The 22,943-nt window shown below is 61.5% G+C and carries 17 protein-coding genes and 3 tRNA genes; 4 read left to right on the plus strand and 16 right to left on the minus strand.

What is annotated here, in order from left to right; all coding sequences use genetic code 11:
• Both AB4Y85_RS02090 and coxB read right to left on the minus strand, forming a co-directional pair.
• Positions 1-2,568 carry a cbb3-type cytochrome c oxidase subunit I gene (locus AB4Y85_RS02090; protein WP_441983187.1) on the minus strand — a complete coding sequence of 856 codons (2,568 nt, stop codon included), beginning with the start codon at positions 2,566-2,568 and terminating at the stop codon, positions 1-3.
• A complete protein-coding gene (gene coxB / locus AB4Y85_RS02095; RefSeq protein WP_441983188.1) occupies positions 2,565-3,593 on the minus strand; it encodes a cytochrome c oxidase subunit II in 1,029 nt (342 codons plus the stop codon). Before coxB ends, AB4Y85_RS02090 begins: the two co-directional genes overlap by 4 nt.
• A gap of 179 nt (positions 3,594-3,772) precedes the next feature.
• Here coxB and AB4Y85_RS02100 point away from each other — a divergent pair, with 179 nt between their 5' ends.
• Positions 3,773-4,297: a c-type cytochrome gene (locus tag AB4Y85_RS02100; protein WP_441983189.1), complete on the plus strand. Its 525-nt coding sequence runs from the start codon at positions 3,773-3,775 to the stop codon at positions 4,295-4,297.
• Here AB4Y85_RS02100 and AB4Y85_RS02105 read toward each other — a convergent pair whose 3' ends face one another.
• From AB4Y85_RS02105 to AB4Y85_RS02130, 6 genes are read right to left on the minus strand one after another with little or no spacing between them, the layout of a single operon-like run.
• Positions 4,298-5,248, minus strand: coding sequence for a hypothetical protein (locus tag AB4Y85_RS02105; protein ID WP_441983190.1), 951 nt, complete (start codon positions 5,246-5,248; stop codon positions 4,298-4,300).
• Positions 5,245-5,721: a c-type cytochrome gene (locus tag AB4Y85_RS02110; RefSeq protein WP_441983191.1), complete on the minus strand. Its 477-nt coding sequence runs from the start codon at positions 5,719-5,721 to the stop codon at positions 5,245-5,247. The genes AB4Y85_RS02105 and AB4Y85_RS02110 overlap by 4 nt, the downstream gene beginning before the upstream one ends.
• A complete protein-coding gene (locus tag AB4Y85_RS02115; RefSeq protein ID WP_441983192.1) occupies positions 5,712-6,251 on the minus strand; it encodes a DUF3341 domain-containing protein in 540 nt (179 codons plus the stop codon). The genes AB4Y85_RS02110 and AB4Y85_RS02115 overlap by 10 nt, the downstream gene beginning before the upstream one ends.
• Positions 6,248-7,564: an NrfD/PsrC family molybdoenzyme membrane anchor subunit gene (nrfD, locus tag AB4Y85_RS02120; RefSeq protein WP_441983193.1), complete on the minus strand. Its 1,317-nt coding sequence runs from the start codon at positions 7,562-7,564 to the stop codon at positions 6,248-6,250. The genes AB4Y85_RS02115 and nrfD overlap by 4 nt, the downstream gene beginning before the upstream one ends.
• The gene (locus AB4Y85_RS02125; RefSeq protein WP_441983194.1) at positions 7,561-10,467 is read right to left on the minus strand and encodes a TAT-variant-translocated molybdopterin oxidoreductase; all 2,907 of its coding nucleotides are present in this window, start codon (positions 10,465-10,467) and stop codon (positions 7,561-7,563) included. The genes nrfD and AB4Y85_RS02125 overlap by 4 nt, the downstream gene beginning before the upstream one ends.
• Positions 10,468-10,472: 5 nt before the next feature.
• Complete coding sequence (locus AB4Y85_RS02130) at positions 10,473-11,135, minus strand: cytochrome c3 family protein (RefSeq protein WP_441983195.1); 663 nt, start codon at positions 11,133-11,135, stop codon at positions 10,473-10,475.
• 229 nt (positions 11,136-11,364) lie between these two features.
• On the opposite strand from AB4Y85_RS02130, the gene AB4Y85_RS02135 reads away from it, so the two are divergent.
• Positions 11,365-11,442: transfer RNA gene (locus AB4Y85_RS02135), tRNA-Pro, on the plus strand.
• 679 nt (positions 11,443-12,121) lie between these two features.
• Positions 12,122-12,490, plus strand: coding sequence for an Ig-like domain-containing protein (locus AB4Y85_RS02140; protein ID WP_441983196.1), 369 nt, complete (start codon positions 12,122-12,124; stop codon positions 12,488-12,490).
• 272 nt (positions 12,491-12,762) lie between these two features.
• Here the strand turns inward: AB4Y85_RS02140 and AB4Y85_RS02145 are convergent.
• The 7 genes from AB4Y85_RS02145 to AB4Y85_RS02175 all read right to left on the minus strand — a co-directional run bounded on the left by AB4Y85_RS02145 (position 12,763) and on the right by AB4Y85_RS02175 (position 19,913).
• Positions 12,763-12,838: transfer RNA gene (locus AB4Y85_RS02145), tRNA-Val, on the minus strand.
• Between the two features lie 157 nt (positions 12,839-12,995).
• A complete protein-coding gene (locus tag AB4Y85_RS02150; RefSeq protein WP_441983197.1) occupies positions 12,996-13,274 on the minus strand; it encodes an HU family DNA-binding protein in 279 nt (92 codons plus the stop codon).
• 193 nt (positions 13,275-13,467) lie between these two features.
• On the minus strand, positions 13,468-15,894 hold the full coding sequence (lon, locus tag AB4Y85_RS02155) for an endopeptidase La (RefSeq protein ID WP_441983198.1): 2,427 nt from the start codon (positions 15,892-15,894) through the stop codon (positions 13,468-13,470).
• 229 nt (positions 15,895-16,123) lie between these two features.
• Positions 16,124-17,392, minus strand: coding sequence for an ATP-dependent Clp protease ATP-binding subunit ClpX (gene clpX / locus AB4Y85_RS02160; RefSeq protein WP_441983199.1), 1,269 nt, complete (start codon positions 17,390-17,392; stop codon positions 16,124-16,126).
• A 222-nt stretch (positions 17,393-17,614) separates the two neighbouring features.
• Positions 17,615-18,247, minus strand: a complete 633-nt coding sequence (locus AB4Y85_RS02165) for an ATP-dependent Clp protease proteolytic subunit (RefSeq protein ID WP_441983200.1) — start codon at positions 18,245-18,247, stop codon at positions 17,615-17,617.
• A 77-nt stretch (positions 18,248-18,324) separates the two neighbouring features.
• The gene (tig, locus tag AB4Y85_RS02170; protein ID WP_441983201.1) at positions 18,325-19,722 is read right to left on the minus strand and encodes a trigger factor; all 1,398 of its coding nucleotides are present in this window, start codon (positions 19,720-19,722) and stop codon (positions 18,325-18,327) included.
• Between the two features lie 106 nt (positions 19,723-19,828).
• Positions 19,829-19,913: transfer RNA gene (locus AB4Y85_RS02175), tRNA-Leu, on the minus strand.
• A 169-nt stretch (positions 19,914-20,082) separates the two neighbouring features.
• Here AB4Y85_RS02175 and AB4Y85_RS02180 point away from each other — a divergent pair.
• Positions 20,083-21,396: a multicopper oxidase family protein gene (locus tag AB4Y85_RS02180; protein ID WP_441983202.1), complete on the plus strand. Its 1,314-nt coding sequence runs from the start codon at positions 20,083-20,085 to the stop codon at positions 21,394-21,396.
• Here AB4Y85_RS02180 and AB4Y85_RS02185 read toward each other — a convergent pair.
• On the minus strand, positions 21,393-22,874 hold the full coding sequence (locus AB4Y85_RS02185; protein WP_441983203.1) for an NAD(P)H-hydrate dehydratase: 1,482 nt from the start codon (positions 22,872-22,874) through the stop codon (positions 21,393-21,395). The two genes, AB4Y85_RS02180 and AB4Y85_RS02185, sit on opposite strands and share 4 nt — an antisense overlap.
• Between the last annotated feature and the right edge of the window lie 69 nt (positions 22,875-22,943).

Below are 22,943 nucleotides of genomic sequence, written 5' to 3' on the forward strand. Positions count from 1 at the left end.
TTAGACGCCTCCGGTGAGGCGTGGGAAGCCGTGGACGACCGCCAAGCCGACGAGACCCTGGCCCACGGTGTAGTACCAGAACAGCATGGTGTTATCGAAGGTCGTCCGGCGGATGCTGTCGAGCTTGCTCGTGAGCCAGCGGGCAATGGTGTAGAGCCCCATGATGGTCGTCGTCATGACGAAGAATATCTGAAGCGAGATGATCGCGTAGACCGCCGCGCCATAGGCATGGACCGACGGGCTCAAGCCTGTCCGCCATTGTGACCAAAGATCAACCGCCGATGCAGCGGCCACCAGCACGAGCGCAATCCCGATCAGGACCGGCACCGCACGCGGGGCACGGCGATCCTCGCCTCTCAAGGTGCGGCTGGCGATGGCGATGAGGGCCGCGCTCGCCACATAGAGCATAGCCGATGAGGCCGGCCACATCCACTCGGGGATGAGGGTGCCGGGGGAAGGCCATGCGCCAGGGTTTACGAGCCAAAGGAAGAGATAGGAGAAGACGAGGCAGGTGAAGACCATTCCCGACACGATCATGAGGACGATCATCGCCCACCAGGAGTGGTTCATCGGCCCCGTCACATAAACGGGAAGCACATACCCACCGCCGATATCGGCCGGCGGCCGCACAGGGCCGGGATCGGTCTCCCACAGCCACCAGATGACGAAGCCCAGCGCCAGCACACCGCAGATCGCCGAGGTGATGACCATCTTCACCGTGAGCAGCAGGAAGAAGGCGGCTGTGAACACGGCGGCGAGCAGCGGTTGCCATCCGGGTCCGGGGATCTGCAGGATGTATTGTGGGCGTGCATCGAAGGGGCTCGTCACCAGCGCCTCGCGCCCGCCCGTTGCCGTCCCCGGCATGTAATACCGCCCCACTTTCACGTCCTCAGGCAAGTTAGGCTGATCCCAGAGCGGGTCGCGGCTGACGACGGAGGGAACGCTTCGCGTATTGTAATTGCCGTTCGGCAGCCATTCGAGCGTGCTCGCATTCCAGACATTGCCCGCATTGTCCTCATCGGCGACGCGGAAGCTGCGGATCATGTCATAGATGAAGATGGCGACGCCCGCCGCGATCATGAAAGCGCCGATGGTGGAGATGAAGTTCAGGGCATCCCAGCCCATGCCCATCGGATAGGTATAAACCCGCCGCGGCATCCCGATGAGGCCGGTGATGTGCATCGGCAGGAAGCTGACGTTCACGCCCAGGAACATGAGGCTGAACACCCAGCGCCCAAGGCGCTCGGAAAGGGCGTTCTTGCTCGCCACCGGCACCCAGTAATAGAACGCCGCGAAGAGTGGAAACACCATGCCGCCGATGAGCACGTAATGCAGATGCGCCACGACGAAATAGCTGTCATGCGCCTGCCAGTCGAAAGGCGCCATCGCGACCATCACACCGGTGAGGCCACCGAGGGTGAATATGAAGAGGAAGCCCAGGATGAAGAGCGAGGGCGTCGTCAGCTTCATGCGGCCCGAGGCGATGGTTGCGATCCAGGCGAAAACCTGAATCCCGCTTGGCACCGCCACCGCCGTGCTCGCCGCCGAGAAGAAGCTCAACGACATCTTCGGCAGGCCCGTGGCGAACATGTGGTGCACCCACAGGCCGAACGAGAGAAAACCGGTGGCGATAAGAGCCATCACGATCAGGCGGTAGCCGACGAGCGGCGTCTGCGCCATCGTCGGCACGATCATGGATACCATGCCCGTCGCGGGAATGAAGATGATATAGACCTCAGGGTGGCCGAAGAACCAGAACAGATGCTGCCACAGCAGAGGGTCCCCGCCCCGCTCGGCGATGAAGAACGGCCAGTCGAACGCACGTTCCATCTCGAGCAGCAACGTGGCGAGGATGATCGCCGGGAAAGCGATGATGATCATCACCGCGAAAACCAACATTGCCCAGGAATAGATCGGCAGCTTGTCGAGGCTCATGCCGACCGCGCGGGTTTTCATCACACCCACGATGATCTCGATGGCGCCGGCAATGGCCGAAATTTCGATGAATCCGATGCCGAGTAGCCACCAATCAGCGTTGTCGGCGGGTGAATACTTGGTGCCGGTCAGCGGCGGATACATGAACCAGCCGCCATTCGGTGACAGGCCGAAGAAGATGGTGCCGAAGAACACCAGGCCGCCGACGAAATAGGCCCAGAACGCATAGGCCGAGAGGCGTGGAAAAGGCAGGTCGCGCGCGGCCTGCATGTTCGGCAGAAGATAAACGCTTGCCGCCTCCACTGCCGGAACGGCGAAAAGGAACATCATCACCGTGCCATGCATGGTGAAGAGTTGGTTGTAGAGATCGTGGCTGACGAGATCGCTCTCCGGCACGGCAAGTTGCGCGCGCATGATGAGCGCGAGGATGCCCGCCAGAATGAAGAACAGGAAGGCCGTGCCGACGTACCACAGGCCGACATAGCTGTTGTTGACGTCCGTAATGAAGGCAAAGCCACGCGGCGATTCCCAGACCTTTTTCAGCTTTTCGAACTCGCCCGGCGGTCGTGGCAGTGAGTTGGGAAGCTCAGGCTCGCCCTGCCCGAAGGATCGTGGATTCTCGGGTGCGTTCATTTCAGGCTTTCCATGTATCCGGCCAGTGCGCGCAGATCCTCTCCACTGAGCGATGCATAGGACGGCATGCGCGCGCCTGCCTTGATATGCTGCGTGTTGGCTATCCACCCGGCAAGCGTGCCGATATTGTTTGGAAACTGCCCCGCACCGATTGTCCTGCGGCTTCCCACATGGGTCAGATCCGGCCCGAATTGCCCGTTGGCGTCAGTGCCCCGCACCACATGGCAAGTGCCGCAGCCGCCGCTGATGAAGAGCTGGCGGCCCCGCTCGATCAGCGGCAGATCGGGCTGTCTCGCCGGTTGAGCCCGCGCCGCCCGCCACGTTTCGAACTCGGGCAACTCCATGGCCACCACGTCGAAGGCCATGCGGGCATGCTGATCGCCGCAGAACTCGGCACAGACACCGCGATAAACCCCTGGCCTCTCCGCCGTGAAGCTGAAGCGATTCATCCGACCGGGGATCATGTCGACCTTGCCGCCGAAATTGGGAATCCAGAAGCTGTGAATGACATCGGCTGTCGTCAATGAGACGGTCACGGGTTGCCCTATGGGGACAACGACTTCGTTCGCCGTCACGACCTCCGCGCCGTTTTTGTGAGCCGGATAGCGTACCCGCCACCAATATTGTTCGCCGACGACCTCAATCGGCAATGCGCCTGCCACCGGCACATCGGTGTCTCGCATCACGACAAGGCCATAAGGCAGCAGCAGGGAGAGTACCACGATGGGAAAGGCGATACCGCCATAGACGATCGTGCGGCGGGTACCGAGCCAGGCCCGGCGTTCCGGCGGGGCGAAAATGGCGTAAAGCAGAAGGATCGTGACGCCCAGGAAAATGAGCGTCGCGCCGATCGTCATGATGATGGTGAGCCAATAGAGCCGCTGGGCATCGCCTCCAGCCGGGTCGAGGGCCGATTGCACGCCGCTGCAGCCCGCGACCGCCAGGGCGCAGACAACCAGCCATGCCCGCTTCAGGCAGGGACGCAGCCTCTCGCCATGGCGATGCTCGTTAGCTTCTCGGTCCATCCGCCCTACGTTTCTTGAAGGCAATGAACGGAAAAGCTTGGCCGTGTGCGTTGGTTCCCTCAAAAAGTCGTCAGACAGACATCTCTGGAGCTAATGCAACGCTGTTTGGCCTGCTTGAGCGGAACGGATAGCAAGCTCGACGGTTGCTCCTCCGTAGGTCCTGAACCCGGGAAATGACCGTGCTCCATCCGTTTCGAGCCCTGGCACTGCTCGCCCTCACCGGGCTTGCCGCATGCGGCGAGACGCAGAGCGCACCCTCGCCTCTCACAATTGCAGGGGGAGATGCCAAGCAGGGTTTGAGACTGATCCAGGCCTATGGCTGCGGCACATGTCATGTGATCGAGGGCGTGCGCGGCGCTCGGGGCAAGGTCGGCCCTCGCCTCGAGAGTTACGCGCAACAGCACCTTCTTGCCGGCTTTATGCCGAACATTCCGAGCAACCTGATCGCCTGGCTCATGGACCCCGTCGCGCTGAAGCCGCAGACCGGCATGCCCTCACAGGGCGTGACGGAGGCCGAGGCCCGGCATATCGCGGCCTATCTTTACACTCTGGGCAGTCAGGACAGGCAGGTCTATCCGCCCGATCCGCAGTTGCCTCTGCGCGACCAAATCGAGAAACCGGCCGACTTGCCGTCTGTGAGCGACGCGGAGACGGTCCCGCGCACGCAACGCATCGTGCCGGGAGTGGCTCCCGTTTCACACTAGCTACGGCTCTTCGGATGCCTCGTCCGCATAGGTAGGGCGGTTTCGCATGATGACCGCGAAGGCAACGGCCCAAAGCACGACGATGCCGACGATCAGGCCGAGATCCAGCAAAGAGGCCCTGCCCTTTGGCTGAAGAATCCACAGCATGTGCGTTGCATGGTGCATGAGCGCGAGCGTGCTGCCTACGATCATGCCGACGCGGCTCACACCCGATGGAACCAGCACGACGATGGCCGCGACCATGAGCCCGAAGGCCGCCGTGGCAAGCATGGAATTCCAGGGGTCTGACCGTCGCAGATACCAGGTGACCTCGTTCGGCAGGTTCGTCAGCCAGACGATCAGGAACTGTGCGAACCATGTCCAGAGCGTCAGAAGAAGCAATGTGAGAAGCGCGCGCTCGAGGCTTTTCATCCGCTTGAGCGCGGCATGGTGGGGGCCCAGTACCGTGATCAGGATCGCGCCCGCGAGGGCAGCGAGGATCTGGGATTGTGCAAAGGCAAGGCCGAAGAGGCTCGACCACCAATGTGGCTCGCGGGACAGCACCCAATCATAGGCGGCGAGCGTCATGATGGGCGTCATCAGAGCAAGGCCGATGCCGCTCGCCCGGCGTACGTGCGGGGTGCGAATAAGCCAGAACGCGATGGCCGCGCTCGCCAGCAGGTAGATAACACTGCGGATGAGGAAGAAGGCCGGGCTCAGGAATGCGGCCCGCATCGGCGGAAGATCGGTTCTCTCATCGATCCAAGGAAATATCTGGTCGAGCCCGAATGCGAGCACGAAGCCTAGGAGCAGCAGCAGGGGCAGCGTGAGAGCCGCCGCTTCCACCTCGGCGCGCACGGGAGCAAGCCAGTGCTCGCTCATGATATGGCCGATCATGAGGGTTACGAGACTGCCCATTCCGATTCCTGCCAGGGCAATGAACGCGAGATAAAGCGCCTCCATCATGCTCATGGCTGAGGCCCCATATCCCGCGCTTGTAGGGTCTTCACGTAATGCGCAATCGCCCAGCGATCCTCCGGTGCGATGCGGTCCGCATAAGGATACATCCGGCCCACGCCTTGCGTGATGACGTGCACGATCTGCTCAGGCGTGTAGGCGCGAAGGCGCTCCTGATGGTAGGAGGGCGGCGCAGGGAAGCCACGGGACACCACAGCCCCATCACCACGCCCGCTCTGCCCGTGGCAAGGCGTGCAGAAGGCCCTGAACCGTTCCTCGCCGCGTGCGATCAGCTCGGGCGTCATCTCCGGCCCCGGCGCTGCAAGGGCCGCAGCCTGCGCAGAGGCTCCTCTGGCGATGACGCCGGGAGGAACCGGCACATAAGCCCGCTGCACCGCGCGGGTCGAAGCCACCGCATCCCTCTCCTCGGTGCCACTGTCGCAGGCAGCGAGCAGAACAGACATGGCGAGAATGACCGCTAGTCGCATGCCGGGACCTCCCGGACAGCGAGAGGCGAACATGTCTTCAGAAAGTCACGAGCAGCTTCCTCCTGGAATATCGGATCATCGCTCAGGATGCAGAGAAAGAACCGATCCTCGGACGCGCGGTTGAAACCGTGCACTTCGAAGACCGGATGGTGTAATCGCGGAAGCCGCAGGATCATGAGCAGGCTGATGAGCGTCGCGGCCCCAGCCCACAGGATGGCGACGACAAGACTCGCCGGAATGAAGGCGGGCCAGCTGTCGAGGGGACGCCCCCCGACATTGAGCGGATAATCGACCGCGTTCATCCAATACTGCGCCCCATACTGAATGCAGCCGCCGGCAAGAGCAGACACGAATGCGATCCAGGGGATCGCGGTCGTGCGAACGCCAAGTTCATCGGCAACCTCGGACAAGGGAAACGGGCTATATGCATCGAGACTCGTGAAACCCGCGCGCTTGGCTTCCACAACAGCCCGTTTCAGCGCCTCGGGCTTCTCGAATTCCGCAATCATTCCATGGATTCTGCGGGTCATGAGGCCTTGTCCTCATGCTCGTCGTGGCGCGTCTCGAACATGGAGACGACCGGGAGATAGCGGACGAAGAGCAGTAGAAGCGCTGCGAACAAGCCGAGTGTTCCGAGGAATAGCCCGGTCTCGGGCAGCGTCGGGCTGTAGGTCCGCCAGACGGACGGCAGGTGATCCGTCTGGAGGCCGCCGACGATGATGGAGTAACGGTCGAACCAGATGCCAACGCCGATGGAAAAGCCGACGAACACGCCCGCGATGGTGCTCCTGCGCGCGGCGCTGAACCAGAGCAGTTGCGGTACGAGAATGCTGTAGACGATGGCGGCCCAGTAGAGACCGGCATAATCCCCCGTCACGCGGTTGAAAGTAGCCTCACGGGTCAGTTTATCGGACAGAAGGACTGCGACGATCTCATCGAGGTAAAGATAGGCCGTAACGAGGGCGCTCGCGAGAACGAGCTTGCCGAGAAGGTCTACATCCTCATCGTCGATATAGCGCTCCAGCCGCAGGCCCCAGCGCAGCAGCATCGCCACCAGGAGTACGATGGACAGACCTTGCGCCAAACCCGTCACCACGAAATGAAGCGGCTGGCGCGTCTCATGCCAGTCCGGCACCAGCGTCACCGCGAATTCGAAGGCGACCGTGCTCTGCATGATGAGGATGAGCGGAAGAACGAGGATGGCGACGAGACGATAAGCCCGTTGATGATAGGCCCAATGGCGCACGGAGCCGCGCCAGCCGAGTGCGAAGACGCCGTAGATCTGCCTGACGCTCTTGCGCCGTGCCCTGTCGCGCAAGGTCGCGAGGTCCGGAATCAGGCCCACATACCAGAGCAGGCTGGTGACGATGGCGTGTGTGCTGATCGCCCAGAAATCCCAAGTGAGTGTGCTGCGGAATTGCGGCCAGACCTCGTAGGTCGCCGGATAGGGAAACGTCCAATAAAACAGCCACGGCCTCCCGAGATGGAAGATCGGGAAAATGCCTGCGCAAATGACGGCGAAAAGCGCGACGCCCTCCGCGAAGCGGTTGACCGACGTGCGCAGATCATGCCGGCGCAGCACCAGGGTCGCCGCGAAAAGGCTCGATCCGTTGGCGATGCCGATCCACCAGGCATAGTTGATGAGATCGAAGCCCCAGACGAAAGGTGCGTTGACGCCCCAGACGCCGACGCCGATGAAGACGATGGACAAAAGCGTGTAACCGAGCAGCACGACGAGCGCGCCGGAGACCAGCAGCGTGACCCACCATCCCCAGCCGAAACGCGGTGAGAGCGGAATATCCGCCACCGGACTCGTGATGGCCTGCGCCTCAGTTCCCATCATTCGATCTCCGGCGGGTCTTCGACGCGGGCGAGATAGGTAGTGCGCGGCCGCGTGTTCAGCGCACCGAGCAGGGCGTAGTTGCGAGGGCTCTTCTTCAGACGGCTCACCGCGCTGTCGGGATCATTGATGTCCCCGAACACGATGGCTTGCGTCGGGCAGGATTGCTGACAGGCGGTCATCACCTCGCCGTCCTCCAGGCGTCGATCCTCCACCCGCGCATCGGCGCGCGCAGCCCCGATCCGGTGGACGCAATAGGTGCATTTTTCCATCACGCCCCGGTCTCGAACCGTCACCTGCGGGTTCATAGCGTCATCGGGCGCGGAAAAATCGGTGCCTTGATAATCGAGGAAGTTGAAGCGGCGCACTTTGTAGGGGCAGTTGTTCGAGCAGCTCCGCGTGCCGATGCAGCGGTTATAGACCATGTCGTTCAACCCTTCCGACGAATGCACCGTGGCATTGACCGGGCACACCACCTCACAGGGCGCCTTCTCGCATTGCATGCAGGGAACGGGCTGGAAATACGTGTCGGGTTTCGCAGGGTCGCCCGCGTAGTAGCGGTCCACGCGCAGCCAATGCATCTCACGCCCCTTCGCCACCTCCTCCGGTCCGACGACGGAGATGTTGTTCTCGGCCTGACAGGCGATGACGCAGGCATTGCAGCCGATGCAGGCATCGAGATCGATGGCCATGCCCCAGGCATGGTTCGGGTACTCCCAATCCGGATAGATCGATGGCAGCTTCACCTCATCGAAGGGTTGCGTCTGATCGGGCGCTGTAATGCGCACGATGTCCCGCCCCTGCAATGAATGATGCTGCTGCGTGGTGACGAGCTTCACTCGCTCGCCGACGCGCCGGATTTCACCCGTCGCAGTCCATGGCTGAGCCGATGTGCGGATCGCATAGGCGTTGAACCCGATTCCGTTGCCGATCTGGCCCGCCCGCTGGCGGCCATAGCCGAGCGTGAGGGTCACCGCGCCGGGCGCATGCCCAGGCAGCACCCAGACAGGCGCACGCAACGTGCGCCCATCCAAGGAGAGATCGATGAGGTCGCCCGACGACAGGCCGAAAATCTCCGCGGTTTCGGGCGCGATCAATGCGGCATTGCCCCAAACTTGCTTCGTCAGCGGCTTGGGCAATTCCTGAAGCCAACCATTATTGGCGTAAGTGCCGTCCCACACAGAGGGATCGAGCGCGAAAACGACGTCGATGCCAGCGGAAGAAGCCTGAAACGCAGGCTCCGGACCCCGAGAGGCTTGAGGAGTTACATCGATCGAAGGCGATGCCGAATTCTCGACGACGCCATCCTCGAGCGCTCGGCTCCATTGCGCATTGAACGCATCGCCCCATGCCTCGCGCCAGGTGGCCTGGACGAGTCCGTGCCCATCCATTGTCTGGCCGGTCATGAGGCCGAGAAATTCTTCAGCGCTCAAGGACGGCTTCAGTGGCAATGTCGCCGGCTGCCGCAATCCGATCGTGCCGTCGAACGCGCGCAGATCGCCCCAGCTTTCGAGCGGATGAGCCTCGGGGACATGCCAGGTGCAGAGGGCAGCCGTCTCATCGACATGAGAACCGAGGTGCAGCGACAGGGGCACGCGCCGTATGAGCGCCGCAAGGTCGATATCGGCCGGCGCAGTATAGACCGGATTGCCGCCGAGAATGATCAATCGAGAAGCCTGGCCCGCTTCGATGGCTATCGCCAGATCGTCAAGTGTTGAGACATTGCCGAGAGCATTCCGAACCGGCTCGATGGCCCGGATCGTAGTCCCGAATGCTCCAAGCTGCGCGTTGATCGCGAGAGCGAGCGCGTGAACCGAAGCAGGCTGCTCACGGCCGACCGCGACGAGACTGCGGGGGCCGGATCGGCGCAATTCATTTACGAGCCGCGAGAGCGATGGATGGGCATTGGAGGAAGCTGCGCCTGTCCGGACGGCGTCAGCAAGCGCGCGTGAGAATGCTTCGAACTCGCGCGGCCTCAGAGGGATCCGCTCATCCGCACGAGAGCCCACAAGACTTGGCCGGGTTTCCAGAGCGAAAAGACGCGGCAACTCGCGATCCTGCATGCGACGCCTGTTCTGGTAATCGGCCGCATAGCGGATGTGACCAGCCTCCTCCGCAAAGAGATCGCCGCCCAGGGTGACGATCATATCAGCCTGCGTGAGATCGTAAACCAGATCCACACCGCGCCTGAACACGGTTTGAGCAGCCTGCTGGCGATTGATGTCATCGACGGGCGTGAAGCCGTGCCATTGCGCATGGGGGAAAAGCTGGCGCGCCTGCGAGACGAGCCGCCGGATCGTCGGCGAGGATGTCGGCGGCATCAGGACATGCAGCCCCCGCCCCTCCTCGACCACGAGTTCGTTGCGCACGGGGCGGATGAATTGCGTCACCTCCTTCCAGCTTCGCGCAACACCCTTGTGGAGGGGAGCGCCGGATCTGTCAGGGTCGTAGAGCGACAGGATCTCTGCTTGAGCGAAAACATCGGTCGCACCGAGGCTCGCCGGATGGAGCGGATTGCCCTCCACCTTGATCGGACGCCCCTCCTGCACCTTCGCGAGAACGCCGCGTCCGTAGCCGTTGAGAGGCAGCGACGTGGCGATGATCGTCGGGACACCCGGCATATAGCCCGGCGCGTTGTGGCTTTGTGACAGAAGCGGCGCATTCTTCACGGCGCCGCTGTTGCAGGCCGCCAGTCCACCGAGGGCGAGCGAGGCGCTCATGAGCCGCAACAAAGTACGGCGGTCGACGATTGAGGCCTGCATCACGTCCGGGAACTCGGCTTCAACGTAGCGGCGCACGTCGGGCCGGTCAGTCAGTTCCTCCAGGCTGCGCCACAGCCGCGGCCCCTCCTCGTCCGCAAGGCGGGCCCGCAAGGCGTCGAGATCGAATGGCTCTTCCCGTTTCATCGCCTTTACCTGTGACACGTGCTGCAGCTGGTGAGGCGGCGGGAGGCTTCCTGGTAGAAAACACGAATATCCTTCGGCAACTCCTTTCCATGCGGTTGATAGCCCATGGCGAACACATCCGCTTTGGGCCGCAGATGTGGTGTCGGATCGCGGTGGCAATCCAGACACCAACCCATCGACATGGTTTGCGTCTTCACCGTCTTCGGCATCTGATCGACCCGCCCATGGCAGGTCTCGCAGGCCACGCCCTTGGTCACATGAGCGGCGTGGTGAAAATAAGCGTAGTCCGGCAGGCGATGGACAGAGGCCCATTCGATGGGCTGGCCGAGAGCGAAGCTCGATCGGACCGGATCCAGGACGCTGGCACCCACCCAGACCTGTGAGTGGCACGACATGCATGTCTGCGCCGAAGGCATGCCCGCATCTGCCGCCTTTTCGACGTTGGAGTGGCAATAGCGACAGTCGATGCCGAGCGAACCGCTGTGAAGATCGTGCCTGAACGGAACCGGCTGGGGCGCGGGCGTTCCCACGTTCCAAGTGCTGCCGGTGCGTGCCCAGACATAGGCAGTCGCCCCCGCACCCACGAGCCCCAGGCCCGCGAGTACGATGGCCACACGAAACAGAGTGGTCGCCGATGGTGTGAAGAGCTGCGCCATCGCCCGTGCCACGAACCCTTTGCTAGATCAGGCTTTGAGCGCCCGAAGTGAAGCTTCGCCGTTGACACAATCATTCTCGGCGCAGGTTCGTTCCCTCACCTTTGAGCAGCTAAGCCCTGCTGATGTCGAAGCCGACAAAGAGAAAGCTCGAGAGATTTTGGCTACGATCACCACGAAAGTGCATTTCGGGGGTTGCGAACCGGCGCCCCAAAAGCTAATTGACACCTGCCGTTCAAGGCGTCGGAGCGTAGCGCAGCCCGGTTAGCGCACTAGTCTGGGGGACTAGGGGTCGGAGGTTCGAATCCTCTCGCTCCGACCATTATTTTTAAGGGCTAGATTAAGCCTGCACCCTTCCTCCCCGGGGAAGCATATCAGCAGCCCACCGCCTATTTTATCTTGAGAGCATGCTATCAGCTTAAGTTGGCATCACCGCCAAGGTTCAATCTTCCCGACATCCGTAACTGAACGGTAAGCGGACCTTTTCGCAGTTGCGCTCAACGGCAGAGATTTCCCAGGCGACATCGATACAAGGCACTGCCGTCCCCAGAACGCGGCTTATCGTCGATGCGCGCGACCCGCAAGATGACGACAGCCATAGGCAAGTACAACCAGGACACCCTTCTCTGAAGTCAGCTTTATAAATATGACTATCGACGCCAGAAGAGGATCATATCTTATAGGGCAATAGCATTCCCACACTGACAGAAAGCTTTTGTCGGATAAGAATGTCATTACTTTTCAATTTCTGGCGCTCAGTTCTATGGCCGAACTGTCCAAATCTGATAAGCCTATGGCTCAATTGGTCAAGCAGGACTGGACGGTTGCGATAGAGTGTTTTTTACGCACTCGTCCGGCATGCGGAACTCGGTCGAGGCGTATCCTGACCGGTCGCCTTCTTATCTGTCCCGGAGATCGAGTCGGCACCGCTAGACCGACCTCGAACGTGCGTATGGAGGCTGATCGGTTTTCATAACGATGATCGATGAGAGGAGACCGCCATGAAATCATCGGTACTGGCCGTCGCGCTCCTGGTGGCGCTTCTGTCCGCCAGCCCGGCTTTTGCACAGAGCATGTGCGTCATCTCGGGCAATCAACCCATCATGGGCGCTAACGGGACTGCTGACTTCGACGTCCAATCCAGTCAGGGATGCATGTCGGACATTCGTCCTCAAGGCACGCTCAGCAGCTCGGAACTCAGCCAGCGCCCCCAGCACGGCACCGTCAAGATGGTTGACAAGGATACTTGGACCTACGAGCCCGCTCCAGGCTACAAAGGCTCTGACAGCTTCGCGATCACCGCAAAGGGGCAGAGTGTAGACGAGAAGCCAGGCACATCCGTACTTAATTATAGGGTCAACGTTCGGTAGCAGCCCCAGACGTCTGCTGTCGGCTTCAAAGGTGCTCTCGCCTCGACTGCGCAACGGACCATGAAAAGACCCGCCCCAGGATTGAAGCTGGAGCGGGTGAGTCTTAGGCGCGATCCCAGGATGGATGTGTCCAACTTCTGAACACAAGTGTTGTTGCCGGATAAATCCCCTGCCCTCGAAATCAGTTTTTCGCGCGCGGAATCTCATTCTGCGTGTCGCCACGCAGAACCGCCCCTCAGAGATGAGGCCCGGACATTGATCTGGAAGGGAAATGGTGGGCGGTGAGGGGATCGAACCCCCGACCTGCGGTGTGTAAAACCGATGCTCTACCAGCTGAGCTAACCGCCCTGAGAACCCTGCCCTGCGGAATCGGCCGCAGCGGGAGGAAGCGTCATATCAGAAGCTGGCGAGGTTTCCAGTCCCGATGCGCATCACATAAAAAGAGAAGGCCAACAACGCAAGCGCGGTTGGCCTTCTTTTCAAAACGAAAGCAGCTTAAAAGCGCTTACCTCACGTTGACGGCTTCCTTCAGGCCCGCGCCAGCGCGGAACTTCGGGGTCTTGGAAGCCGGAACCTTCACCTTTTCACCGGTGCGGGGGTTACGGGCTTCGCCGGCAGCGCGGTTCGTGACCACGAACGTGCCGAAACCGACGATCTTCACTTCGTCACCCTTCTTCAGAGCCCCCGTGATCGCCTCGATGGCGGCGTCAACCGCCTCGCCAGCCTGGCCACGGGAAAGGCCGACCTTGTCGGCAACGGCAGCAACGAGCTCGCCTTTGTTCATCTTCATATCCTCCAATGATCACGATGACAGCAGAGTTATGTATCATCGTTTCAGGAAGGACTCGTGTGGCGCAAAGCTTGTCCGTTAGCAAGTGGTAAACAAGTGAAAACAAAGCGTTTTGTGCCCTATCACACGAAAAAGGCCCCCGAAAAATACTTTCGGGGGCCTTTTTTGATTACCTCAAGTCATGCCTCTAGTGGGCAACCACTCCAGCGGCATCGTCTTCGACAGCCGGTTTGGGGCTCTTGAGGATCGAAGCCTCGTCCCATTCGATCGGCACCGGCATGCGTACGAGGGCATGCTGAAGAACCTGATCCATCATGGAAACCGGAACAATCTCCAGGCCGTTTTTCACGCTCGCCGGGATGTCGACCAGATCCTTGGCATTCTCCTCGGGGATCAAGACCTTCTTGATGCCGCCGCGAAGGGCCGCCAGGAGCTTCTCCTTCAACCCACCGATGGGCAGCACCCTGCCCCGCAGCGTGACCTCGCCTGTCATAGCGATATCGCGGCGAACCGGGATACCCGTGATGACGGAGACGATGGCGGTCGCCATGGCGATACCGGCGGACGGACCATCCTTCGGCGTAGCACCCTCCGGCACGTGCACGTGGATGTCGCGACGGTCGAACAACGGGGGCTCGACGCCGAAGGCTACCGCACGGGAGCGAACGTAGGACGCCGCAGCCGAGATCGATTCCTTCATCACGTCACGCAAGTTGCCCGTGACGGTCATCTTGCCCTTGCCCGGCATCGCGATGCCTTCGATGGTAAGCAGCTCGCCGCCCACCTCGGTCCAGGCAAGACCCGTGACCGTGCCGACTGAATCCTCCGTCTCCGCCTCGCCGTAGCGATAACGCGGGGGACCGAGGAACTCGGGCAGGTTGTCCGTGGTGACTTCGACCGACGGCACCTTGGACAGCAGGATCTCCTTCACCGCCTTGCGCATGAGGTTGTTGATCTCACGCTCCAGGTTACGCACGCCAGCCTCGCGGGTGTAGCGGCGGACCAGCATGAGGAGAGCCTCATCGTTGATCTTCCACTCCTTCGGCTGAAGGCCGTGCTTCTTCGTGGACGAAGGGATCAGGTGCGTGCGTGCGATCTCGGCCTTCTCTTCCTCGGTGTAACCCGCAATGCGGATCACTTCCATACGGTCGAGAAGCGGGCCCGGGATGTTGAGCGTGTTCGCCGTCGTCACGAACATCACGTTGGAGAGATCGTAATCGACCTCCAGGTAATGATCGTTGAACGTGTTGTTCTGCTCAGGGTCGAGCACCTCGAGCAACGCCGCCGACGGATCGCCGCGGAAGTCCATGCCCATCTTGTCGATCTCGTCGAGCAGGATAAGCGGGTTGGACGTCTTGGCCTTCCTCATCGACTGGATGATCTTGCCGGGCATCGAGCCGATATAGGTGCGGCGGTGACCGCGGATCTCGGACTCGTCACGAACGCCGCCGAGCGACATGCGCACGAACTCGCGGCCGGTCGCCTTGGCGATCGACTTGCCGAGCGAGGTCTTACCCACGCCGGGAGGGCCGACGAGGCAAAGGATCGGACCCGTGAGCTTGTTGGCGCGCTGCTGCACAGCCAGGTACTCGACGATGCGCTCCTTGACCTTCTCGAGACCGTAGTGATCGGAATCGAGCATGTCCTGCGCGGCTTTCAGGTCCTTCTTCATCTTCGAGCGGCGGCCCCACGGAATGCCGAGCAGCCAGTCGAGATAATTGCGTACGACGGTCGCTTCCGCGGACATGGGCGACATCTGGCGGAGCTTCTTCAGCTCGCCCAGCGCCTTTTCGCGGGCTTCCTTCGTGAACTTGGTCTTTTCGATCTTCTCTTCAAGCTCGGCCAACTCGTCGCGACCTTCGTCGTCGCCGAGCTCCTTCTGGATCGCCTTCATCTGCTCGTTGAGATAGTACTCGCGCTGCGTCTTCTCCATCTGGCGCTTCACGCGGGTGCGGATGCGTTTCTCGACCTGGAGAACGGAGATCTCGCTCTCCATCATGCCGAGTACCTTTTCGAGGCGCTGCGCGACGGTCGGCGTCTCCAGAATCGCCTGCTTGTCGGCGATCTTGATAGCGAGGTGCGAAGCAATCGTGTCGGCGAGCTTCGCGGGCTCATCGATCTGGGTCACGGCGGAAACGACTTCCGGCGAAACCTTCTTGTTCAGCTTCACGTAATTTTCGAATTCAGCCACCACCGAGCGGGCAAGCGCCTCCGCCTCGATCTGGTCGCCGAGTGCGTCCGGAAGCGCCTCGGCTTCGGCCTCGTAATATTCATCGGTGCGGGTGTAGTTCTTCACCTCGGCACGGCTCGCGCCTTCGACCAGCACCTTCACGGTACCGTCGGGAAGCTTCAGGAGCTGGAGTACATTGGCGAGGGTACCAACCTTGTAGATCGCCTCCGTTGCCGGATCGTCATCCGTCGCATCGATCTGAGTAGCCAGCAGGATGTGACGGTCGTTCTTGACCACTTCCTCAAGCGCCCGGATCGACTTCTCGCGGCCGACGAAAAGCGGCACGATCATGTGCGGGAAGACAACAATGTCGCGCAGAGGCAGAACCGCATAGGTTCCGGTCGAGCCTGGAACAACAGGCTGACGTGGCTTCGATTGTGTCATGAGATGACATCCTTTTATCTGCGTCCGGAGGGCCCCTTGAATAAGCTGGTCCTTGGACGGAAAACCGGAATGCTCAGGCTTTTTTTATGGGCTGCATCCGGTACGCGGCGTGTTCCCTCGGGGATGAGCGGACAACACCGTCGCAAGAGATAATGTGGCGCTGCGGAAGCAGTGTTTCAAGAACTGGTCCCGCATCGCCTTTCGTCATAAGGGCGCCCCTGAGCTCCCTTTAAGCGCTGGCGCTCGCCGCCTGCTCGCTGCGATCGCCATGGATGAAGAGTGGCTTGGCCTTTCCTTCCACGACTTCCGGCCCGATGACCACCTGCTCGACCGAATCGAGGCCCGGCAGGTCGTACATGGTCTCCAACAGGATGCCTTCCATGATCGACCGCAGACCGCGGGCGCCGGTGCGGCGCTCGATGGCCTTCTTGGCGATCAGGGTCAGGGCCTCGTCCTGGAACGTCAGCTGGACATTCTCCATCTCGAAGAGGCGCTGGTACTGCTTGACCAGGGCGTTCTTCGGCTCCTGAAGAATGGTCTTCAGGGCATCGACGTCGAGGTCCTCCAGCGTCGCCAGAACCGGCAGACGGCCGACGAACTCGGGGATGAGGCCGAACTTCAGCAGATCCTCGGGCTCCACGGCGCGGAAAATCTCGCCCGTGCGGCGGTCGTCAGGGGCCTGGACCGTCGCGCCGAAGCCGATGGAGGTGCCTTTGCCGCGGCCAGAAATGATCCGCTCAAGACCGGCGAAGGCGCCGCCGCAGATGAACAGGATGTTCGTGGTGTCGACCTGCAGGAATTCCTGCTGCGGATGCTTGCGGCCGCCCTGCGGAGGTACGGAGGCAACCGTGCCTTCCATGATCTTCAGGAGCGCCTGCTGCACACCCTCGCCAGACACGTCGCGGGTGATGGACGGGTTGTCGGACTTGCGGGAGATCTTGTCGATCTCGTCGATATAGACGATGCCGCGCTGCGCCCGCTCGACATTGTAGTCGGAGGCCTGAAGCAGCTTGAGGATGATGTTCTCGACGTCCTCACCAACGTAACCGGCTTCGGTCAGCGTGGTGGCGTCGGCCATAGTGAAGGGCACGTCCAGGATTCGGGCGAGCGTCTGCGCAAGCAGGGTCTTACCAGAACCGGTGGGGCCGATCAGCAGGATGTTGGACTTCGCCAGTTCCACGTCGTTGTGCTTCGTGGCATGGGCGAGGCGCTTGTAATGGTTGTGGACCGCCACCGAGAGCACCTTCTTGGCGTGCTCCTGGCCGATCACGTAATCGTCAAGGACTCGGCTGATCTCTTTGGGGGTGGGCACGCCATCCCGGGACTTCACGAGGGAGGATTTCGACTCCTCGCGGATGATGTCCATGCACAGCTCGACGCATTCATCGCAGATGAAAACCGTCGGGCCAGCGATCAGCTTGCGAACCTCGTGCTGGCTCTTGCCGCAGAACGAGCAGTACAGGGTGCTCTTGGAGTCGTTGCCGCCAGCCTTGGTCATTATCACATCTCCAATTCGTACAGGACCGGCCCCTTGCCGGCCCCGCACTTCTTAAGTTTATGAGCGTGGGACCTAATGAAAGGTTCCAGCGCCAACAATTCCGTCAAATCGCTACGTCTCCCGAATCCACATGCAATCACGTGACAGGCGCGTGATCAATAGAAACGGGATTACAGGCTAAAAAGACGCACCTGGGGAGAATCTTTCCCCAGGTTTTAGGGATTAGGTCGGAGTGGCTGCGGGCTCGGGGCGTTTTTCGACGACCTGATCGATCAGCCCGAACTCACGGGCGGCCTCGGCGGTCATGAAGTTGTCGCGCTCGAGAGCTCGCTCGATTTCCTCGTAGCTCCGGCCCGTATGATTCACGTAGATCTCATTGAGACGGCGCTTGAGAGCCTCGCTCTCACGGGCGTGGATCATGATGTCCGTGACCTGACCCTGGTAACCGCCGGAGGGCTGGTGAACCATGATTCGGGCGTTCGGGAGCGCGAAGCGCATGCCCTTCTCGCCGGCGGTCAGGAGAAGGGAACCCATGGACGCGGCCTGGCCGACGCAGAGCGTCGAGACAGGGCAGCGGATAAACTGCATGGTGTCGTAGATCGACAGGCCCGAGGTCACGACGCCGCCGGGCGAGTTGATGTAGAAGGAAATTTCCTTCTTCGGGTTCTCGGCTTCGAGGAAGAGCAGCTGCGCCACGATGAGCGAAGCCGAGTAATCTTCGACCGGACCCGTAAGGAAAATAATCCGCTCGCGCAGGAGGCGCGAATAGATGTCGAAGGCGCGCTCGCCGCGGTTCGACTGCTCGACCACCATCGGGACGAGCGTATTGTTAAAGAGCGCTACCGGATCTCTCATGTCTCACTGCTCCAAAGCGGCCGCGCGGATGCGCGGCCGTCTGATTGATGCAAGGTGCGAGACACTCGAGATGAGGGTTACTCGCCCTTGCTGGCTTTCTTGCCGCCCTTAGCCTTCGGCTTGGAATCGGCTTCCTCGTTCTCATCGTCGGCGAAGAGCGCTTCCTTGGAAACGGTTTCCTCGTTCACCTTCACCTGGGACAGGATCTGGTCGACGACTTTCTCCTCGAACAGAGGAGCCCGGATTTCGGCGAGAGCCTGCGGGTTCTTCTGATAGAACTCCCAAACCTGCCGTTCCTGGCCGGGGTACTGGCGGACCCGCTCGATGAGGGCCTGAGTCACCTCGTCGTCGGAAATCTTGATATCGGACTTCTCGCCGATCTGCGCAAGGACCAAACCAAGTCGCACCCGGCGCTCGGCGATCTTCTGGTATTCGGCCTTGGCCTCTTCCTCGGTGGTGTCCTCGTCGGCGAAGGTGCGGCCGTTCGACTTCATGTCGGCCTCGACCTGCGACCACACGGCAGCGAATTCCTGCTCCACGAGGGTCGGCGGCAGCTCGAAGCTGTACTTTGCGTCGAGAGCGTCCAGCAGTTCCTTCTTCACCTTGCGGCGGGACTGCGTGTCGAAGTCGCGCTTGATGGCGTCGCGGATGGCTTCCTTGAGCTTATCAAGGGAATCCATTCCGAAGTTCTTGGCCATCTCGTCGTCGATCTTCAGCTCGCCGGGAGCCTCGACTTCCTTCACGGTCACGTCGAACTCGGCAGCCTTGCCGGCGAGATGATTAGCCATGTAGTTCACGGGGAAGGAAACCTTCACGAGCTTGGTGTCGCCGGCCTTGAGGCCGATGAGCTGCTCTTCGAAGCCCGGGATGAAGGTGTTGGAGCCGAGCTCCACACGGATATCCTGGCCCTTGCCGCCCTCGAACTCTTCGCCGTCGATGCGGCCCGTGAAGTCCACGACGACGCGGTCGCCATCGGCGGATTTGCCGGTCTTGGCCTCGTAGGTGCGGTTCTGCTTGGCCATGCGCTCAAGCGACTCGTTGATTTCCGTGTCGGAAACCTCGGCCACCGGCTTCTTCACGCTCACGGCGGAGAGATCGACCAGCTCGAACTCGGGCAGGACTTCGAGAGCAACCGTGAAGGACAGGTCGCCCTTGGCGTCCATGGCCTTCTCGATGGTCTCCTTGTCCTCGGGGAACTGAACCTGCGGCTCCTGAGCGAGCTTCAGGCTGTTGTCCTCGACGATCTTGCGATTGGCCTCGTTCACGGCGTTCTGGAGAACGTCGGACATCACGGAGCGGCCATAGACCTTGCGCAGATGCGCCGGCGGCACCTTGCCGGGGCGGAAGCCGTTGATCCGCACGCGATCCTTGATGTTGTTCAGCTCGCTGTTCAGGCGCTGCTCCAACTCGGTGGCCGGGAGCACGACCTTGAACTCTCGCTTCAAGCCTTGGGACAGTGTTTCCGTCACCTGCATGGTTCTATCGCCTTCATTCACTCGAAAAAATCTATATCAGGCTCTGGCCGCGCGGCATGACGCCGTCAACCTTTTGCCAGGAGCCCCCGGACCCAATCCTGACGATTGGTGCGGGCGGAGGGAGTCGAACCCCCACGACTTGCGTCGCTGGAACCTAAATCCAGTGCGTCTACCAGTTCCGCCACGCCCGCGTGGGAGCAGCACGATATACGCGCCCCTCTTCCAGGACGCGGCTCTATAGCATGCTTGGAGAAGCATGCATCAAAAAAGTTCGTGCGGGGCCAAACGCAACTAAACTTGGCCTTTTCCGTTCAAGATTGTACCTCTGTACCGAGTTTTGAGCCCAGGACGTCCCCACCCATGATCACCCGCCGCGCCGCGACCGCAGGCATCGCCACAACACTGATCGGGCTAGCGGGACGAGGGACGGCTCAAACACCGGCAATTCCCATATTGTCAGCCCGCCCCGCGCAGCAGCGCCTTCGCCCCGACGCGGCAAAGGACGCCGAGGTCTGGGCTTTCAATGGCAATCTCGGCGAAGCAACGCGTCTCAAGCAAGGCGAGGCGCTCGCCCTCACCTTAAGAAACGAGACCAACCTCCCGCTTTCGCTTCATTTTCATGGCGTGCGCGGTCCCAACGCCATGGACGGCATCGGCGGCCTGACTCAGGAGCCGGTCGCCCCAGGCAAGGACTACGAGTATCGCTTCACCCCGCCCGATCCGGGCACCTTCCTGATCCGACCCGGTGTGATCGGCGGCAGCGCGGAGCCCATGGAGCGCGGGCTGTCGCGGCTCCTGATCGTGGAAGAGGCGAGCCCGCCCCCGGTGGATCAGGATGTTGCCATTCTCATAGACGATTGGGCGCTGGCCGAGGATGGCAGCCTCGCTCTGTCCGAGCAGGCACCCGCAGGCCGCCTCGGCAGCTTCCTCACCCTGAACGGCAACCCCACCCCGCAGCAGATCAAGGCCCAGCCAGGCGGCCGCATCCGTCTGCGCCTCGCCAATGCCTGCAACGCCCGCACCATGCGCCTGCGCTTCGATGGGCTGAAGGCTTTTGTGATTGCGGTCGATGGACAGCCTTCCAGCACCTTCGAGCCCCTGAAGGCCACCCTGCCCTTTGCGCCCGGCAACCGCTACGATCTGCTGATCGACCTTCCTCCGGATGAAGGACAGAACGGTATGGTCATGGCGATGATCGGCACCGGCTTTCCGCTGGCCGAGATCATTGTGGAGGGGACCATACGCGAGCCTCTGCCTCCCATCACCCCGCTGCCGCCCAATCCCAAGCTGCCGGATGCCATCAAGCTTCAGGACGCCACTCGCAAGGATGTGGTGATCAAGGGCGATGCAAAGACACCCTGGACGATCAACGGCGCGCCGAGCCCGGCCTCGGACGCCCCACTCGTCAAGGTGAAGCGCGGCACCCCGGTCGTGCTGGCACTCAAGAACGAGACCGGCCTCAGCCAGCCCATGCACCTGCACGGCCATGCCTTTCGCTTGCTCCATGCCCACGATGACGGATGGGAGCCCTATTGGCTCGATACGGTTCAGGTGCCGGAGAACAAGACGACCCGCATCGCCTTCGTGGCCGACAATCCCGGCAAATGGCTTCTCGCCTCGACCGTCATGGAGCGGTTCGATGCGGGCCTGTGGACCTGGATCGAGGTGACTTAAAGAAGCTTACGCAAAACGCCGGGCACCAGCTCCGCCAGATCCTCCGCGATCAGACCGGGGCCGAAGCTTACCCCTGCCTCCGCATGAATCCAGACCCCTGCGCAGGCTGCCTCGAATGCAGGTACGCCCTGCGCCATAAGCCCCGCGATGATTCCGCAAAGCGTGTCGCCCGATCCCGCCGTCGCCAGATAAGGCGTGCCGTTCTCGTTGATGGCGATGCGACCATCCGGCGATGCGATGACCGTATCCGGCCCTTTGAGCACCATCACGCCGCCGAGATAGAACGCGGCGCGGCGGGCGCGCTCGATTTTCGATTCCGGATCAAGGATATCCGGGTGACCTTTGAACAGACGGTTGAACTCCCCGTCATGGGGCGTGAGCACGGTCGGCGCTTGGCGAAAGGCCTGGTGCAGCTCGGTTCCGAGGCCCTCAAAGGAAGTCAGGGCATCGGCATCGAGCACGAGGCTACGGTGCGCGTGGACCGCAACAGCCACCATGGCGCGGGTGCCGGAATGGACGCCGAGGGCAGGCCCCATGACCAGTGCATTGAACCGCGCATCCTGCAGAATCGCATGGAGCCCCTCCGGCCCATCGCAGCCGCGCAGCATGATGGCAGTGAGGTGAGCGGCGTTGACGCCCAAAGCCTCTGGCGGCGAAGCCACAGTGACTAGGCCTGACCCGATTCTCAAAGCCGCCCGCGCGGCAAGGCGCGCGGCGCCGGTGCGGGTCGCTCCGCCGGACAACACAAGGGTATGGCCGCGATCGTATTTATGAGCGGACAGTTCCGGCCTTGGCAGCTTCTCCAGCCATAAGCTCGGGGCATTGGCGAACAGCGTACCGCCTTCAGCTTCAAGCGTTGCCCGCGCTATGCCGATATCCGCCACCTCGACTTGGCCACAGAAAGCGCGGCCCGGCATCAGGAGGTGACAGGGTTTGCGGGCGGCAAACGTCACCGTCCGCGTGGCTCTGACGGCGACCCCACGAACAACGCCGCTGTCGCCGTCGATGCCCGAGGGAAGGTCCACAGCGAGAACCGGCTGACCCGAGGCATTCATATGATCGACCGCAAGCCGTGCCGCACCTTCGAGATCCCGTGCGAGGCCCGTGCCGAACAGGGCGTCTATGATGAGGTCCGCTTTCCCAAAAGATAGCTCTTCGACAGGCTCGACCTTGCCCTTCCAATCCTGTGCCGCGAGGGCCGCATCGCCCGACAATCGGTCCAGTGAACCGAGAAGACCCAAGGTGACCTGGTACCCCTGCTCTGCCAGAAGGCTTGCCGCGATGAAGCCATCGCCTCCATTCTGACCAGGGCCAGCCGCTACGACCACCCTCGCCCCCTTCGTGATCATTCCTTTGGCAGTTTCAGCGACTGCGAGTCCGGCACGGCGCATGAGCTCGATTCCGGAAATTCCCGCCGCGATGGTCGCAGCGTCCGCCTTTTTCATTTCCTGGGGTCTGAGAACCAGTTCAGTGCTCATAACGGACTCCAAAAATGCTGATTCCGGGTCGTTTGATGCCGAAAATCGCACTTGCATAAACTTTGAGCA

Source organism: Microvirga sp. 2YAF29, from assembly GCF_052114605.1.
Lineage (GTDB): Bacteria > Pseudomonadota > Alphaproteobacteria > Rhizobiales > Beijerinckiaceae > Microvirga.

Coding starts and splice junctions, on each gene's coding strand:
- AB4Y85_RS02090 (WP_441983187.1), bottom strand. CDS start 2,568: ATGAACGCACCCGAGAATCCACGATCCTTCGGGCAGGGCGAGCCTGAG.
- coxB (WP_441983188.1), bottom strand. CDS start 3,593: ATGGACCGAGAAGCTAACGAGCATCGCCATGGCGAGAGGCTGCGTCCC.
- AB4Y85_RS02105 (WP_441983190.1), bottom strand. CDS start 5,248: ATGAGCATGATGGAGGCGCTTTATCTCGCGTTCATTGCCCTGGCAGGA.
- AB4Y85_RS02110 (WP_441983191.1), bottom strand. CDS start 5,721: ATGCGACTAGCGGTCATTCTCGCCATGTCTGTTCTGCTCGCTGCCTGC.
- AB4Y85_RS02115 (WP_441983192.1), bottom strand. CDS start 6,251: ATGACCCGCAGAATCCATGGAATGATTGCGGAATTCGAGAAGCCCGAG.
- nrfD (WP_441983193.1), bottom strand. CDS start 7,564: ATGATGGGAACTGAGGCGCAGGCCATCACGAGTCCGGTGGCGGATATT.
- AB4Y85_RS02125 (WP_441983194.1), bottom strand. CDS start 10,467: ATGAAACGGGAAGAGCCATTCGATCTCGACGCCTTGCGGGCCCGCCTT.
- AB4Y85_RS02140 (WP_441983196.1), top strand. CDS start 12,122: ATGAAATCATCGGTACTGGCCGTCGCGCTCCTGGTGGCGCTTCTGTCC.
- AB4Y85_RS02150 (WP_441983197.1), bottom strand. CDS start 13,274: ATGAACAAAGGCGAGCTCGTTGCTGCCGTTGCCGACAAGGTCGGCCTT.
- lon (WP_441983198.1), bottom strand. CDS start 15,894: ATGACACAATCGAAGCCACGTCAGCCTGTTGTTCCAGGCTCGACCGGA.
- clpX (WP_441983199.1), bottom strand. CDS start 17,392: ATGACCAAGGCTGGCGGCAACGACTCCAAGAGCACCCTGTACTGCTCG.
- AB4Y85_RS02165 (WP_441983200.1), bottom strand. CDS start 18,247: ATGAGAGATCCGGTAGCGCTCTTTAACAATACGCTCGTCCCGATGGTG.
- tig (WP_441983201.1), bottom strand. CDS start 19,722: ATGCAGGTGACGGAAACACTGTCCCAAGGCTTGAAGCGAGAGTTCAAG.
- AB4Y85_RS02180 (WP_441983202.1), top strand. CDS start 20,083: ATGATCACCCGCCGCGCCGCGACCGCAGGCATCGCCACAACACTGATC.
- AB4Y85_RS02185 (WP_441983203.1), bottom strand. CDS start 22,874: ATGAGCACTGAACTGGTTCTCAGACCCCAGGAAATGAAAAAGGCGGAC.